Consider the following 15,177-nt stretch of genomic DNA (forward strand, 5'->3'; position numbering starts at 1 on the left):
GCGACGCGGATCGACTGCCGCGGCCTCTCGGCCGCTGCTCCGTCGCGGCCCGTCGGCCGCTGATCCGCCGCGCGGCGCCCTCGGGTGCGCAGGCCGTCCTGACGGGCCGGCCCGCACCTCCTGGGGTCAGGCCAGGCGGTCGACCAGCTGCGACGCGATGCCCGTGTAGGTCGCCGGGGTCAGCGCCACGAGGCGCTGCTTCGCCTCGTCGGAGACGTCGAGGCCCTCGACGAACGCGACCAGTTCGGCCTGCCCGACGCGCTTGCCGCGGGTGAGCTCTTTGAGCATGGCGTACGGGTCGTCGATCGACGATCGTCCGGAGACGACCTCGGCGCGGATCACCGTCTGGATGGCCTCGCCGAGGACCTCCCAGTTGGAGTCGAGGTCGGACTCGAGCGTCACGGTGCCGACGGCGATCTCGCCGAGGCCACGGCGCAGGTTGTCGAGCGCGAGCATCGAGTGACCGAAGGCGACCCCGATGTTGCGCTGGGCCGACGAGTCGGTGAGGTCGCGCTGCTGGCGACTGGTGACCAGGGTCGAGGCCAGCGAGTCGAAGAGCGCCGACGAGATCTCGAGGTTGGCCTCGGCGTTCTCGAAGCGGATCGGGTTGATCTTGTGCGGCATGGTAGACGACCCGGTCGCCCCCGCCTGCGGGATCTGCGTGAAGTAGCCCATCGAGATGTACGACCACACGTCGGTGGCGAGGTTGTGCAGCACGCGGTTGGCGTGGGCGACGCGCGAGTAGAGCTCGGCCTGCCAGTCGTGCGACTCGATCTGTGTCGTCAGCGGGTTGAAGGTCAGCCCGAGGGCGTCCTCGACGAAGGCGCGGGCCGTCGCGGGCCAGTCCAGCCCGGGGTCGGCGACGACGTGGGCCGAGAAGGTTCCGGTCGCCCCGCTGAACTTGCCGAGGAACTCGGTGCCGACGATCTGCGAGCGCAGGCGCTGGAGGCGGTGCGCGAAGACGGCGAACTCTTTTCCGACCGTGGTCGGCGTCGCCGGTTGCCCGTGGGTGTGCGCGAGCATCGGCACGTCGCGCGCGTCGGTGGCCCAGGTGGTGAGGGCGGCGAGGACGGCGTCGAAGGCCGGCAGCCAGACGTCGAACAGGGCCGCCTTGACGGTGACCGCGTACGAGAGGTTGTTGATGTCCTCGCTGGTGCAGGCGAAGTGGGTGAGTTCGGCGATCTCGTCGAGCCCGAGCTCGGCCAGACGGGCCCGGACGAAGTACTCGACCGCCTTGACGTCGTGCCGGGTCGTCGCCTCGAGGCCGGCGAGCTCGTCGATCGCAGCCTGGCCGAAGTCGGTGACGACGGCCCGCAGTGCCCGCTTCTGCTCGTCGTCGAGCGGGGCAGAGCCGAACGCGCCGCGGTCGGTCTGGGCGATGAGCCACTCGACCTCGACGTGCACGCGGGCCCGGTTCAGCCCCGCCTCGCTGAGGTGGTCGCCCAGCGTGCCGACCGACGAGCGGTAGCGGCCGTCGAGCGGGCTGAGGGGCTGAGGAGGCAACGTCATGACTGTCCCTTGCGGAGTGCGGGTTCGATCTGGCGGAAGAGGGCCGAGCAGGCGCGCTCGACCATGTCGAGCACCTCGTCGAAGAGTCCTGCGTCGGAGTAGTACGGGTCGGGGACGTCGAGACCGCCGCCCGCCGGCGCCGCGTCGGGAGCGAAGGTGAGCAGCAGCTGCACCTTCGAGCGGTCGGCGTCGTCGCCTGCCCAGGCCCGGAGGATGCGTTCTTGGCCGCGATCGAACGCCACCACGAGGTCGTAGCGCGCGAAGTCGTCGGCCTCGAACTGTTTCGCCCGGTGCCGGGAACCATCGTAGCCGCGGCGTTCCAGGGCCTCGACGGTGCGGGGATCGGCCCCCTCGCCGACGTGCCAGTCGCCGGTGCCCGCGCTCGTGACCTCGACCCGGTCGCCGAGGCCCGCGTCGTCGGCGAGCGAGCGCAGCACCGTCTCGGCCATGGGCGAACGACAGATGTTGCCCGTGCAGACGAAGCAGATGCGGAACCGGTTCACCGCTTCCGGTCACCCCGCCCGACCACGGGGCGGACGACGACGCCGATGGCCCAGGCGAAGACCGCGAGCACGACGGCACCGATCACGCCCCACCAGAAACCGTCGATCGTCAACCCGAAGCCGAAGAGATCCGAGATCCACGCCACGATCAGCAGCAGCAGCCCGTTCACGATCAACGCGATCAGGCCGAGCGTCAGGACGTAGAGAGGGAAGGCCACCACCCGGATCGCCGTGCCGACCACGCCGTTGACGATGCCGAAGACCAGGGCGAGCAGCAGGAAGGTCACGATCGTCTCGGGGGTGCCTCCTGCTCCGTAGGGCGTCACCGTCACCCCCGACACGAGCAGCGTGGTGAGCCACAGGGCCACCGCGTTGATGAGCAGCCTCACGACGAATCGGGTCATGCCCCCATCATGCCGACCTCTCCTCCACGGGCGGTAGTGCCCGACCGGATCCCCCGAGGAGGCGCGGTGCCCTGCCGCGACGCGGCCCCCGCCCCATAGGCTGACCGCGTGACCACTCCCGTCCGACTCCGTCCCGAGATCGCCGCCCTCCCGCCCTACCGCCAGGGCAAACAGGCGTCCCCCGACGCCTTCAAGCTGTCGTCGAACGAGAACCCGTTCGAACCCCTCCCCTCGGTCGTCGAGGCCGTCCGTGGCGCCGTCTCGCTCAACCGCTACCCCGACGCCTCGGCGACGGCCCTGCGGACCGCTCTCGCCACCCGGTTCGGCGTCACCGTCGACGAGGTGCACGTCGGCGCGGGGTCGGTCTCGTTGCTGGCCCAGTTCGTGCTCGCCGCGGCCTCGGTCGGCGACGAGGTCGTCTACGCCTGGCGTTCGTTCGAGGCCTACCCGGGGCTCGTCACGGTGGCCGGTGCGACGAGCGTCCAGGTGCCGTTGCTCGCCGACGGGAGCCACGACCTCGAGGCCATGGCCGCGGCCGTCACCGACCGCACCCGCGTCGTCATCGTCTGCTCTCCCAACAACCCGACGGGCACCACGGTGTCGACGAGCGAGTTCGAGTCGTTCATGGCCGCGGTGCCCGACGACGTGCTCGTGCTGCTCGACGAGGCGTACGCCGAGTTCGTCACCGACAGCACGGCCGTCGACGGCGAGACGCTCACCGAGCTGCACCCGAACCTCGTCCTGTTGCGCACCTTCTCCAAGGCGTACGGGCTGGCCGCACTCCGCGTCGGGTACGCGATCGGCGCCTCCTACCTGCTCGACGCCGCGCGGGCCACGGCCATCCCCCTCGCCGTCACCGAGCAGGGCGCGGCCGCGGCCCTCGCCTCGCTCGACCACGCCGACGAGCTGCTCGCGCGGGTCGACCGCATCGTCCTGCTGCGCGACCAGGTGCGACGCGCCCTGATCGACCAGGGGTGGACGGTCCCCGAGGCCCAGGGTAACTTCGTCTGGCTCGCCACGGGCGAGCACACGGCCACCGCGGCCCAGGTGTTCGCCGACCACGGGGTCGTCGTCCGGCCGTTCGCGGGCGAGGGCGTCCGCGTCACGATCGGCGAGCCGTCGTCGGTCGACAAGCTGTTGCACGCCGCCCAGCAGGTCGCCGACCTCACATCCCGGTGACGGCATATGCCGCGGAATAGATTGGACGCCATGTCTTCCTCCGAAGCGACCGACGCGCCCCCGCCCGTCCAGCTCCTGTCGCCGTCGGGCGAGGTGGTCGAGTCGGCCGCGGCCGACGAGTTCCGCCCCTACGTCGACGCCCTCGGCGACGACGGGCTGCGCGCCCTCCACCGCGACATGGTGCTGACCCGTCGGTTCGACCGCGAAGCCGCGGCACTGGCCCGCCAGGGTCAGCTCGCCCTGTGGGTGCCGAGCCACGGCCAAGAGGGGGCCCAGGTCGGCCTGGCCCACGCCACCCGTCCGCAGGACCACCTCTTCCCGTCCTATCGCGAGCACGCGGTCGCCCTGTCCCGCGGCATCGACCCGGTCGACATCCTGCGCCTGCTGCGCGGGCACACGCACGGCGGCTGGAACCCCGCCGAGCACCAGAACTTCCACATCTACACGCTGGTCATCGGCTCGCAGACGCTGCACGCGACCGGTTTCGCCATGGGGCTCGGCCTCGACGGCAAGAGCGGCACGGGCGATCCCGAGGTCGACCAGGCCGTCGTGACGTTCTTCGGCGACGGCGCGACCAGCCAGGGCGACGTCAGCGAGGCCCTGGTGTTCGCCGCGAGCTTCCAGACCCCCGAGTTGTTCTTCCTGCAGAACAACCAGTGGGCGATCAGCGTGCCGGTCGCACGCCAGTCGCGCACGCCCCTCGTCGCCCGCGCCGGCGGCTTCGGCATCCCCGGCACCCAGGTCGACGGCAACGACGTGCTCGCGAGCTACGCCGTCAGCCGCCGCGACCTCGAGGCCGCCCGTGGCGGCGGTGGGCCCCGCTTCATCGAGGCGCTCACCTACCGCGTCGGCGCGCACACCTCGTCCGACGACCCCACCAAGTACCGCACCGACGACGAGCTGCAGTCGTGGATCGCCCGTGACCCGATCACGCGGTTCGAGGCCTTCCTGCGCAACCGAGGCGAGGGCGATGCGTTCTTCGCCGACCTCGAGACCGAGGGCGACGACCTCGGAGCCGACGTCCGACGGCGCACGGTCTCGCTGCCGAACCCCGACCGCGGCCTCATCTTCGACCACGTGTACTCCGAGCCGCACCCGCTGATGACCGAGCAGAAGCAGTGGTTGGCGACCTACGAGCAGAGCTTCGGCGGCGTGGGCGAGACCGCGACCACCGACGAGGGGGCAGCATGACCGACACCGCCGAGAACCCGACCGGCACAGTCGAGTCGTCCCGCGCCTCCGTGCAGACCATGCCGCTCGGCAAGGCGATCAACGCCGGACTCCGCAAGGCCATGGCCGACGACCCGCGCGTCCTGCTGATGGGAGAAGACATCGGCACGCTCGGTGGCGTCTTCCGCGTGACCGAGGGGCTGCAGGCCGAGTTCGGCGAGAAGCGCGTCATCGACACCCCGCTCGCCGAGTCGGGCATCGTGGGCACCGCGATCGGACTCGCGATGGGTGGCTTCCGCCCGGTCTGCGAGATCCAGTTCGACGGCTTCATCTACCCCGGCTTCGACCAGATCACGTCGCAGCTCGCCAAGATGACCAACCGTCACGAGGGTGCGGTCACGATGCCTGTCGTGATCCGGGTGCCCTACGGCGGACACATCGGCGCGGTCGAGCACCACCAGGAGAGCCCCGAGGCGTACTTCGCCCACACGGCGGGGCTGCGCGTCGTCAGCCCGAGCACACCGCACGACGCCTACTGGATGATCCAGGAGGCGATCGCGTCGAACGACCCCGTCATGTTCTTCGAGCCCAAGAGCCGCTACTGGCCCAAGGGCGAGGTCGACCTGAGCGACCCGCAGGCGCCGCTGCACGCGAGCCGTGTCGTCCGGACGGGCACCGAGGTCACCCTGCTGGGGCACGGAGCGATGGTCAGCGTGCTGCTCCAGGCGGCTGAGATCGCGGCAGCCGAGGGTGTCTCGGCCGAGGTCGTCGACCTGCGCTCGCTCTCGCCGGTCGACTACGGGCCCATCCTCGAGTCGGTCCGCAAGACCGGGCGTCTCGTGGTGGCCCAGGAGGCCCCCGGTTTCGTCTCGGTCGGCTCCGAGATCGCCGCCACCGTGGCCGAGAAGGCGTTCTACTCGCTCGAGGCGCCCGTGCTGCGCGTCAGCGGCTTCGACGCCCCTTTCCCTCCTGCCAAGCTCGAGACGCAGTACCTGCCCGACGCCGATCGCGTGCTCGAGGCGGTCGACCGGGCCCTGGCCTACTAGGAGTCACGACATGACCAGCGAATTCACCCTGCCCGACGTCGGCGAGGGCCTGACCGAGGCCGAGATCGTCGAATGGAAGGTCGCCCCCGGCGACAACGTCGAGATCAACCAGGTGCTCGTCGAGATCGAGACCGCGAAGTCGCTCGTCGAGCTGCCGTCGCCCTACGCCGGTGTGGTCGAGAGCATCCTCGTCGAACCGGGCACCACGGTCGACGTCGGCACCCCGATCATCAGGGTCGGCGACTCGTCGGCACCCGCGACCCCGTCGGGTCGTGCCGCCGAGTCCGAGTCGCTCGAGTCGGGCGGACTCGCGCGCACGGCGCAGGTGGTGTCGCAGAACGAAGAGGCGCTCTCGGCACAGCGTGCCCGTCAGGCCGAACCCGCGGCACCCACCGCCCCCGCGTCGGCAGAGGGCTCGACCCCCGTCGCCCCGGCCCGCTCGGCCGACGCGGTCAGCGCCGACGGCGACACCGGTTCGGTGGCGCACGCACCCGAGGCCGCACCCGAGGCCCCTGCCGACTCCGGTTCGGGTGCCGTGCTCGTCGGCTACGGCGCCGCGGGCGGTCACGGCTCGACCCGCCGCCGTCGCCCGTCGCAGACCGAGGTCGACGCGCGGCAGCTGCGCGTCGCCGAGCAGGCCCGGCGGCGCCCCACCACGTCGGTGCCCGCCGCGCAGGCCCTGCCGATCATCGCCAAGCCGCCGATCCGCAAGCTGGCCAAGGACCTCGAGGTCGACCTCGCCGTCGTCCAGCCGACCGGCCTGGCCGGCGAGGTCACGCGCGACGACGTCATCCGTCACGCCCAGCAGGCCAGCGTCTTCCGCAACATCGAGACGCCCGAGTGGGGCGAGGAGCGCGTCGAGCGCATCCCGGTCAAGGGCGTCCGCAAGGCCATCGCCGCGGCCATGACGTCGTCGGCGTTCACCGCCCCGCACGTCAGCCTGTTCGTCGACGTCGACGCCACCCGCACGATGGAGTTCGTCAAGCGGCTCAAGGCGTCGCCGCAGTTCGCCGGCGTCAAGGTCTCGCCGCTGCTGATCATGGCCAAGGCGATCATCTGGGCCGTGCGCCGCAACCCGATGGTCAACTCGGCCTGGACCGACCGCGAGATCCTCGTGCGCCACTTCGTCAACCTCGGCATCGCCGCGGCGACCCCCCGTGGCCTGATCGTGCCGAACGTCAAAGAGGCCCAGTCGATGAGCCTGCTCGAGTTGGCCCAGGCCCTCGAGCAGCTGACGCTGACCGCGCGCGACGGCAAGACGACGCCCGCCGACATGCGTGACGGCACGATCACCATCACCAACATCGGCGTCTTCGGCATGGACACCGGCACTCCGATCCTCAACCCGGGCGAGGTCGCGATCGTGGCCCTCGGCACGATCAAGCCCAAGGCCTGGGTGGTCGACGGCGAGGTGCGTTCGCGCATGGTGACGACGATCGGGGCGAGCTTCGACCACCGCGTGGTCGACGGCGACGTCGCCAGCCGCTTCGTGGCCGACGTGGCGAGCGTCCTCGAAGAGCCGGCGCTCCTGCTCGACTGACGCCGCGCCTCCCCGTCCGTTCCTGAGAACGGCGCGGTCGGCCGGGCTCTCGCCTGGCTGGGGAGGGACGGCGTGGACTAACGTCGAGTGCAGGACGACCGGTCATGACCAGATGGGACCACCCTCGGGCGTGATCGACGAGGGGACCATGACCGAGCACATCACCGACGGAGCCGTGCCGAAGCACGAGCAGTTGCGCTCCATCGTGCAGCGCCTCGCGGCCGGGTCCCAGCCCGGCTCGGCGATCGCGAGCGAGCGCCAGCTCATGCTCGAGTACGGCGTCAGCCGCATCACCGTGCGCGAGGCCGTGGGGCAACTCGTGAACGAGGGCTGGTTGACCCGCGTCCGGGGCAAGGGCACCTTCGTGGCGCACCGCGTGGTGCAGTCGACGCTGCACCTGGCCTCGTTCACCGACGAGATGACCAAGCTGGGTCACGTGCCGAGCACGGTCGTGCTGGTCAAGGCCGAGACGACTCCCCCGCCCGAGACGGCCGCCGCGCTAGGACTCGAGGCCGGCGCGTCGGCGTTCCACGTCAAGCGCCTGCGACTGGCAGACGGCGTGCCGGTCAGCATCGACGACGGCTGGTATCCCGCGGACCGCCTGCCCGGCCTCCTCGACCACGACCTCAGCAGGTCGCTGTACCGCACCCTCGACGGCGACTACGCGACACCGATCACGCGCGCGACTCAGACCGTCAGCGCCGAGGGGGCAGACGCCGACGTCGCCACGCTGCTCGGCACGAGCGAGGGCGCCCCGGTGATGTACTTCGACCGGATCTCGTTCGCCGGCGACGTCCCGCTCGAACACGCCAAGAGCTGGTACCGCTCCGACCGCTACCGCCTGCAGATGCAGGTCGAGTCGGGCACGATGCCCGACTGACTCCCGACCGCGACGCGTCGGCCTCAGAGGTCGAAGAGGGGCTCGCCCGAGGCGACGGTCGTGCCGACGGCCCGCTGCGGGACGCTGTCGGGGGTGCTGTCGAGCACGACGACCGGGATGACCGCCGAGTAGCCCGCCTCGGCCACGACGGCCGGGTCGAAGCGGACGACGAGGTCGCCCGCCGCGACGGTCGCGCCCTCGGCGACGGCGAGCTCGAAGCCCGTGCCGCCGAGCTTGACGGTGTCGATGCCGACGTGCACGAGCAGGCCCGTGCCCGACTCCCCCACCACGACGAACGCGTGCGGGTGCAGCTTGACGATCTCGCCCGTGACGGGCGAGACGACGGCGACCAGGCCACCGGCAGGAGGCGCGCTCGGCTCGACAGCGACGCCCGCGCCCACGAGCTGCCCCGCGAACACGGCGTCGGGCACCTCGGCGAGCGCCGTCACCCGGCCGGCGACGGGCGAGACGACCGTGGTCACGGCAGCAGGTCGTTGATGTCTTCGGCGAGCGAGTCGGCGATCGTGCCGACGATCACCTGGACGCTGCCGCCCGCGTGGACGACGGCCGTCGCTCCCGCGGCCTTGAGGGCGGCGTCGTCGACGAGGGAGATGTCCCGCACGTCGGTTCGGAGGCGCGTGATGCAGCCCTCGATCTCCTCGATGTTGTCGGCGCCGCCGAGTCCGTCGATCATGGCCTGTGCTTTCGACATGAGTTGTTCTCCTCCGTGGGTCGGTCCCTCGCGGTGACAGGGGGGTCGTCCTAGTTGACACCACCCGTCGGTCTGAGGAAACTACCACTCACTGGTCATGACCGGACAGGACCGGGCTGGCTTCGCGCTCGACGCGACCCGCGCCTCCCGAACCGCCTCCGCCCGCACGACACCCACCCCCGCACCACGGCTGCTCACCGACGAGAGGACCACCTGATGACGACGACGACCGAGTCGGCCCCGACCAAGAAGAGGGGCTCGGCCGCGTTCGCGGTGCTGCAGCGCCTCGGGCGCAGCCTCATGCTGCCGATCGCCGTGCTGCCCGCCGCGGGCATCCTGCTGCGCCTCGGGCAGGACGACCTGCTCGGCGCCATCCCGGGCTTCGAGACCGGCGCCTCGGTGATCGGAGCGGCCGGGCAGGCGGTCTTCACCTGGCTGCCGCTGATCTTCGCGGTCGGCATCGCGATCGGCTGGGCCAAGAAGTCGGACGGTTCGACCGCCCTCGCCGCGGTCGTCGGCTACATGGTGATCGACGGCGTCTTCAAGGCCATGTCGCCGGTCGTGCTCGCCGGCCGCGAGACCCCGACGGGCGACCCCGAGGTCATCAACTACGGCGTGCTGGCCGGCATCGTGATGGGCATCCTCTCGGCGATGATCTGGCAGCGCTTCTACCGCACGAAGCTGCCCGACTTCCTCGGGTTCTTCTCCGGCCGTCGCATGGTGCCGATCCTCACCGCCGTCACGGGCCTGGTCGTCGGCGTCGTCATGTCGTTCATCTATCCCCTGTTCAACAACGCCCTCACCGGCATCGGCCAGGCGGTCGCGTCGAACGACGTCGTCGGCAGCGGCGTCTACGGCGTCGCCAACCGCCTGCTGATCCCCACCGGCCTGCACCACATCCTCAACTCGGTCGTCTGGTTCCTGGTCGGCGACTACACGAACGCGAGCGGCGAGGTCGTGCGCGGCGACCTGAACCGCTTCTTCGCCGGCGACCCGAGCGCCGGGGTGTTCATGACCGGGTTCTTCCCGATCTTCATGTTCGCCCTGCCCGCGGCGGCCCTGGCCATCTGGCGTCACGCCCGCCCCGAGAAGAAGAAGCTGATCGGCGGCATCATGCTGTCGACGGCGCTGACCGCGTTCATCACGGGCATCACCGAGCCGCTCGAGTTCTCGTTCATGTTCGTCGCCTGGCCGCTGTACGTGATCCACGCGGTGCTGACCGGGACGTCGATGATGCTGGTCAACGCGCTCGACATCCACACCGGGTTCACCTTCTCGGCGGGGTTGATCGACTACGTGCTGAACTTCAACATCTCGCAGAACTCGATCTGGCTGATCCCGATCGGGCTCGGGTACGCGGTCGTCTACTACGTCCTGTTCAGCTTCGTGATCAAGAAGTGGAACCTCAAGACCCCCGGTCGCGAGGACGACGACGCCGCCGGCGCCGAGTCCGTCGAGGCCGCCACGAAGGCCTAGGTCCGGCGAGACCCCAGGAAGTGACCGAGACCCCCGTGCGCGCACGGGGGTCTCGGCGCATTCCTGGGGTGCCGACCAGCCGAGGAGGCGCGCTCGGTCGACCCGCGCCTCCTCGTTTTGACAATCATTATCAGTAGCAATAGCGTGACGACCATGAAGATGCGCTCGCTGCCGACCCTGCTCGTCCTGCCCGCCGCCGCGGCCCTCGTGCTGAGCGGTTGCGCCACGGGCGCCTCGGGCTCGACCGACACCGCCGACGGAGGCGCGATCTCGGTGGTCACGTCGACCAACGTCTACGGCGACATCGCGAAGACCGTCGGAGGCGACCTGGTCGACGTCACGAGCATCATCAGCGACCCCTCGCAGGACCCGCACTCGTACGAGGCCGACGCCCGCACGCAGCTGGCCGTCTCGAAGGCCGACGTGGTCGTCGAGAACGGCGGCGGCTACGACTCGTTCGTCGACACGATGGTCGACGCGAGCGGCACCGACGCCACCGTGGTCAACGCGGTCGACGTCTCGGGGCTCGACCCCGAGGCCGGGCACGACGACCACGCCGACGAGGCCACCGACGCCGCGAGCGACGACGCCACCCCCGAGGCCGACGACCACGCCGACCACGACCACGCCGCGTTCAACGAGCACGTGTTCTACAGCCTGCCGAGCATGGCGAAGCTCGCCACGGCCCTGGCCGACGAGTTCGGCCGCGTCGACACGGCGAACGCCGACACCTTCACCGCGAACGCCGAGGCCTTCGGCACGAAGATCGCCGACCTGGAGGCGCAGGCCGCGTCGATCAAGACGGCCCACGACGGCGACCCGGTCGCCTACACCGAGCCCGTACCCGGCTACCTCTTCGACGCCATGGGCCTGGTCAACGTGACGCCGGCGGAGTTCTCCGAGGCCATCGAGGAGGGCGACGACGTCTCGCCCGCCGTGCTCAACGACACCCTGAAGCTCTTCACCGACGGGAAGGTCGACCTGCTCGCCTACAACGAGCAGACCTCGAGCCCCGAGACCGAGCAGGTCGAGAAGGCCGCGACCGACGCCGGCGTCGCCATCGTGCCGGTCACCGAGCTGCTGCCCGAGGGGGAAGACTACGTGGCATGGCAACAGAGCAACATCGACGCGATCTCGGCGGCCCTCGGCGAGTGACCGACCCGTCCGGCGCGACCTCCGTCGCCGCCGCCACCCGCGCCTCCTCGGCCGGTGGCGGCGGCGATGCCGTGCTGCGCCTCCGCGACGCCGGGGTCTCGTTCGGCGCCCGCACGCTCTGGTCGGGGCTCGACCTCGACGTGCGGCCGGGCGAGTTCATCGCCGTGCTCGGGCCGAACGGCGCGGGCAAGACGACGATGCTGCGCACCATCCTCGGGCAACAGCAGCTGACCGAGGGCAGCATCGAGTTCCTCGGCCGACCGGTCGGGCGCGGCCACCGCCGCATCGGCTACGTGCCGCAGCAACGGCTGATGGAGTCCGGCACCCCGCTGCGCGCCCGCGACATGATCGCGCTCGGCGTCACGGGTCACCGTTGGGGGCCGCGCCGCGAGTCGGCCGCCGAACGGGCTCGCATCGACGCCCTGGTCGACGAGGTCGGCGCGACGTCGTTCGCGACCTCGCCGGTCGCCAGCCTCAGCGGCGGCGAGCAACAGCGCACGCGCGTCGGTCAGGCCCTGGCCGCCGAGCCGGCCCTGCTGCTCTGCGACGAACCCCTCATCTCGCTCGACCTGCGCCACCAGCGCGAGGTCACCCGCCTGATCGACGAGCAGCGGCGCGCCCGCAACGCCGCGGTCGTGTTCGTCACGCACGACGTCAACCCCATCCTCGACGTCGTCGACCGCGTGCTCTACCTCGCCGGGGGCCGGTTCCGCATCGGCACGCCCGACGAGGTGCTGCGCGCCGACGTGCTGAGCGACCTCTACGGCACCCCGGTCGACGTGATCCGCACCATGGGGCGCATCGTCATCGTCGGCAGCCACGACGGGCACGACCACCACGTCGACGAGCACCACGACGACGAAGGGCTCGTCCGATGACCGACCTGTGGTCGCAGCTGTTCAGCTTCCAGGACTTCGGCGAGCTGCTCGTGCTGGTGCGCAACAGCGTCATCGCGGGCGCCGTGCTCGGCCTGGTGGGCGGCCTGATCGGGCCCTTCGTGATCACGCGCAACATGCCCTTCGCGGTGCACGGCATCAGCGAGCTCTCGTTCGCCGGCGCCGCCGCCGCCCTGCTGATCGGCGTCGACGTCGTCAGCGGTTCGCTCGTCGGCAGCCTGATCGCCGCCCTGCTGATCGGGCTGCTGGGCACCCGGGCACGGGAGCGCAACTCGATCATCGCGGTGCTCATGCCGTTCGGCCTGGGCCTCGGCATCCTCTTCCTGGCGCTCTACCGGGGGCGGTCGGCCAACAAGTTCGGGCTGTTGACCGGCCAGATCGTGTCGGTCGACAACCCGCAGCTGGGCTGGCTGGTCGCCATCTCGGCCGTCGTGATCGTCACGCTGATCGTCATCTGGCGTCCGCTGACCTTCGCCAGCGTCGACCCCGACGTCGCCGCGGCGGCGGGTGTTCCCGTGCGCACGCTCGGCATCGTCTTCATGCTCGTGCTGGGCCTGTCGGTCGCGGTGTCGGTGCAGATCATCGGGGCGCTGCTCGTCCTCTCGCTGCTCGTGACACCCGCCGCGGCCGCGCTGAGGCTGACCGTGAACCCGCGACTCGTGCCCGTGCTGAGCGTGACCTTCGCCGTCGTCTCGGTCGTCGGCGGCATCCTGCTCGCCCTCGGCGGCGGCCTGCCGATCAGCCCCTACGTCACCACGATCTCGTTCACGATCTGGCTCGTCTGCCGCCTGGTCAGCTGGCGTCGGACGACCGCCGCCGTGAAGCAGCGCAGGGGCCCGCGGGTACCCTTGGCCTCGACCGGGGTCTGACACAGAGAGGCAGGACGACGTGGTGGTCCGACGCAACACGTGGCAACGCGAGGCCGTGCGAGAAGCACTCGGCACGAGCGAGGGGTTCGTCAGCGCCCAGGCGCTGCACGCCCACCTGCGCGAGACCGGCATCGGCCTGGCCACGGTCTACCGGGCCCTGGCAGACCTCGCCGCCGACGGCTCGGCCGACTCCCTGCAACAAGAGGGCGAGAGCCTCTATCGCGCCTGCACCCCGGGCACGCACCACCACCACCTCATCTGCCGCAACTGCGGCACCACCGTCGAGATCGAGGCCGACGAGGTCGAGACCTGGGCCCAGCACGTCGCCGCGCTGCACGGGTTCACCGAGGCGCAGCACGTGGTCGACGTGTTCGGCCTGTGCCCCGCGTGCACGGCCGAGGCCCGCGCGGCGGCCGACGCCTCCGCGATCCGCTGAACCGCGCCTCCTCGTCCCCGCGCCTCGCGTCCGCACGGCCTCGCCGACCGGGCCGAGGAGGCGCGGGTTGCGTGGGTCCGGGCGTGTCGCGTAAGCTCTCCCTTTGGTTGGGCGCTCTCTGCGCCCATGTGCACCGCCTCCCGGCACCATCGCCCGATCCTTCGATCGGGCAAGGGGGACCGGCGCGCCGACAAGTGACCTTGGGTGAGGGCTCCGGCCCTCACGGTATCTACGGAGGAAAACCATGGCAGCAACCTGCCAGGTGACCGGAGCCGTTCCCGGCTTCGGACACAACATCTCGCACTCGCACCGACGCACCAAGCGTCGTTTCGACCCGAACATCCAGAAGAAGACGTACTACGTGCCGTCGCTTCGTCGTAACGTGACGCTGCAGCTCAGCGCCAAGGGCATCAAGGTCATCGACGCTCGTGGCATCGAGTCGGTCGTCAAGGACCTGCTCGCTCGTGGGGAGAAGATCTAATGGCTCGTCAACAGGACGTCCGTCCCATCATCAAGCTCCGCTCGACGGCGGGCACCGGCTTCACGTACGTGACCAAGAAGAACCGTCGCAACAACCCCGACCGTCTCGTGCTGAAGAAGTACGACCCGGTGATTCGCAAGCACGTCGAATTCCGCGAGGAGCGCTAAAAATGGCCAAGAAGAGCATGATCGCCAAGAACAACCAGCGCGCCGAGATCGTGGCCCGCTACGCCGAGAAGCGTCTCGAGCTGAAGAAGGCCCTGATCGACCCGAACGGTTCCGACGAGAGCCGCGAGGCCGCTCGCCTCGGTCTGCAGAAGCTGCCGCGCAACGCGTCGCCGGTCCGCCTCCGCAACCGCGACTCGGTCGACGGCCGCCCCCGCGGTCACCTCAAGGCCTACGGCATCAGCCGCGTGCGGTTCCGCGACATGGCCCACCGTGGCGAGTTGCCGGGCATCACGAAGTCTTCCTGGTAGGTTTCAACCGGTTCCACAGGGCCCTCGGCTCTCTGGTCTCGATCGCACAGGCATGGTGAACGCCGTGTCTCGTCACACCGAATGAAGTCCGAGGAGGACATTTACATGGCTGACAAGTCACTGAACCGTACCGAGCTCGTCGCAGCTGTCGCATCCGAGTCCGGCCAGAGCCAGGCCGCCGTCAGCGGCGTCGTCGACGCGTTCTTCTCCGTCGTCTCGAAGTCGGTCGCCGACGGCACGAAGGTCACCATCCCCGGGTGGATCGCCTTCGAGAAGACGCACCGCGCCGCTCGCACCGGCCGCAACCCGCAGACGGGTGAGGCCCTCGAGATCGCCGCCAGCGACAGCGTCAAGGTCAGCGCCGGCAGCAAGCTCAAGGCTGCCGTCAAGTAGTCCTCGCTCTCACGAGCACCCGAGAAGGGGCGTGACGACCATCGGTCGTCCCG

General features: G+C 70.4%; 19 protein-coding genes. 14 read left to right on the forward strand and 5 right to left on the reverse strand.

Features of this window, described 5'->3' with window-relative positions:
• Nucleotides 1-126: 126 nt before the first annotated feature.
• Genes purB through ASE87_RS14715 form a run of 3 tightly spaced genes read right to left on the reverse strand, consistent with a single transcriptional unit; the run spans nt 127 to nt 2,416 of the window.
• Nucleotides 127-1,509, reverse strand: coding sequence for an adenylosuccinate lyase (gene purB, locus ASE87_RS14705; RefSeq protein ID WP_056229911.1), 1,383 nt, complete (start codon nt 1,507-1,509; stop codon nt 127-129).
• Nucleotides 1,506-2,012 (reverse strand): low molecular weight protein-tyrosine-phosphatase, encoded by a 507-nt coding sequence (locus ASE87_RS14710; protein ID WP_255350958.1) that lies wholly within the window; start codon nt 2,010-2,012, stop codon nt 1,506-1,508. The genes purB and ASE87_RS14710 overlap by 4 nt, the downstream gene beginning before the upstream one ends.
• Entirely contained in the window at nt 2,009-2,416 is a 408-nt protein-coding gene (locus tag ASE87_RS14715; protein WP_043594100.1) for a phage holin family protein, read from the reverse strand. The genes ASE87_RS14710 and ASE87_RS14715 overlap by 4 nt, the downstream gene beginning before the upstream one ends.
• A 108-nt stretch (nt 2,417-2,524) precedes the next feature.
• Between ASE87_RS14715 and ASE87_RS14720 the strand changes: the two genes are divergently transcribed.
• The 5 genes from ASE87_RS14720 to ASE87_RS14740 all read left to right on the forward strand — a co-directional run bounded on the left by ASE87_RS14720 (nt 2,525) and on the right by ASE87_RS14740 (nt 8,231).
• Nucleotides 2,525-3,595, forward strand: coding sequence for a histidinol-phosphate transaminase (locus tag ASE87_RS14720; RefSeq protein ID WP_056229914.1), 1,071 nt, complete (start codon nt 2,525-2,527; stop codon nt 3,593-3,595).
• Between the two features lie 30 nt (nt 3,596-3,625).
• Nucleotides 3,626-4,786 (forward strand): thiamine pyrophosphate-dependent dehydrogenase E1 component subunit alpha, encoded by a 1,161-nt coding sequence (locus tag ASE87_RS14725; protein ID WP_056229918.1) that lies wholly within the window; start codon nt 3,626-3,628, stop codon nt 4,784-4,786.
• On the forward strand, nt 4,783-5,811 hold the full coding sequence (locus tag ASE87_RS14730) for an alpha-ketoacid dehydrogenase subunit beta (RefSeq protein WP_056229921.1): 1,029 nt from the start codon (nt 4,783-4,785) through the stop codon (nt 5,809-5,811). The genes ASE87_RS14725 and ASE87_RS14730 overlap by 4 nt, the downstream gene beginning before the upstream one ends.
• A 10-nt stretch (nt 5,812-5,821) precedes the next feature.
• Complete coding sequence (locus tag ASE87_RS14735; protein WP_056229924.1) at nt 5,822-7,351, forward strand: dihydrolipoamide acetyltransferase family protein; 1,530 nt, start codon at nt 5,822-5,824, stop codon at nt 7,349-7,351.
• Between the two features lie 148 nt (nt 7,352-7,499).
• Entirely contained in the window at nt 7,500-8,231 is a 732-nt protein-coding gene (locus ASE87_RS14740; RefSeq protein ID WP_056230100.1) for a GntR family transcriptional regulator, read from the forward strand.
• 23 nt (nt 8,232-8,254) lie between these two features.
• Here the strand turns inward: ASE87_RS14740 and ASE87_RS14745 are convergent, their stop codons facing one another.
• On the reverse strand, nt 8,255-8,713 hold the full coding sequence (locus tag ASE87_RS14745) for a PTS glucose transporter subunit IIA (RefSeq protein WP_056229926.1): 459 nt from the start codon (nt 8,711-8,713) through the stop codon (nt 8,255-8,257).
• A complete protein-coding gene (locus ASE87_RS14750) occupies nt 8,710-8,943 on the reverse strand; it encodes a glucose PTS transporter subunit EIIB (RefSeq protein WP_054145886.1) in 234 nt (77 codons plus the stop codon). Before ASE87_RS14750 ends, ASE87_RS14745 begins: the two co-directional genes overlap by 4 nt.
• A 216-nt stretch (nt 8,944-9,159) precedes the next feature.
• Between ASE87_RS14750 and ASE87_RS14755 the strand changes: the two genes are divergently transcribed.
• The 9 genes from ASE87_RS14755 to ASE87_RS14795 all read left to right on the forward strand — a co-directional run bounded on the left by ASE87_RS14755 (nt 9,160) and on the right by ASE87_RS14795 (nt 15,124).
• Entirely contained in the window at nt 9,160-10,419 is a 1,260-nt protein-coding gene (locus ASE87_RS14755; protein ID WP_043594110.1) for a PTS transporter subunit EIIC, read from the forward strand.
• Nucleotides 10,420-10,572: 153 nt separating this feature from the next.
• Nucleotides 10,573-11,574, forward strand: coding sequence for a metal ABC transporter solute-binding protein, Zn/Mn family (locus ASE87_RS14760; protein ID WP_056230103.1), 1,002 nt, complete (start codon nt 10,573-10,575; stop codon nt 11,572-11,574).
• Nucleotides 11,571-12,452, forward strand: a complete 882-nt coding sequence (locus tag ASE87_RS14765) for a metal ABC transporter ATP-binding protein (protein WP_369814019.1) — start codon at nt 11,571-11,573, stop codon at nt 12,450-12,452. The genes ASE87_RS14760 and ASE87_RS14765 overlap by 4 nt, the downstream gene beginning before the upstream one ends.
• Complete coding sequence (locus ASE87_RS14770; protein WP_043595947.1) at nt 12,449-13,339, forward strand: metal ABC transporter permease; 891 nt, start codon at nt 12,449-12,451, stop codon at nt 13,337-13,339. Before ASE87_RS14765 ends, ASE87_RS14770 begins: the two co-directional genes overlap by 4 nt.
• 22 nt (nt 13,340-13,361) lie before the next feature.
• On the forward strand, nt 13,362-13,775 hold the full coding sequence (locus tag ASE87_RS14775) for a Fur family transcriptional regulator (RefSeq protein WP_043595961.1): 414 nt from the start codon (nt 13,362-13,364) through the stop codon (nt 13,773-13,775).
• 244 nt (nt 13,776-14,019) lie between these two features.
• Nucleotides 14,020-14,256, forward strand: a complete 237-nt coding sequence (rpmB, locus tag ASE87_RS14780; RefSeq protein ID WP_043595945.1) for a 50S ribosomal protein L28 — start codon at nt 14,020-14,022, stop codon at nt 14,254-14,256.
• Nucleotides 14,256-14,423 carry a 50S ribosomal protein L33 gene (rpmG, locus tag ASE87_RS14785; RefSeq protein ID WP_043595944.1) on the forward strand — a complete coding sequence of 56 codons (168 nt, stop codon included), beginning with the start codon at nt 14,256-14,258 and terminating at the stop codon, nt 14,421-14,423. The genes rpmB and rpmG overlap by 1 nt, the downstream gene beginning before the upstream one ends.
• Before the next feature lie 2 nt (nt 14,424-14,425).
• Complete coding sequence (gene rpsN, locus ASE87_RS14790) at nt 14,426-14,731, forward strand: 30S ribosomal protein S14 (RefSeq protein WP_043595941.1); 306 nt, start codon at nt 14,426-14,428, stop codon at nt 14,729-14,731.
• A 105-nt stretch (nt 14,732-14,836) separates the two neighbouring features.
• Nucleotides 14,837-15,124 carry an HU family DNA-binding protein gene (locus tag ASE87_RS14795; RefSeq protein ID WP_043595940.1) on the forward strand — a complete coding sequence of 96 codons (288 nt, stop codon included), beginning with the start codon at nt 14,837-14,839 and terminating at the stop codon, nt 15,122-15,124.
• The last annotated feature ends 53 nt before the right edge of the window (nt 15,125-15,177 follow it).

It is taken from the genome of Frigoribacterium sp. Leaf44, from assembly GCF_001421865.1.
Taxonomy (GTDB): Bacteria; Actinomycetota; Actinomycetes; order Actinomycetales; family Microbacteriaceae; genus Frigoribacterium.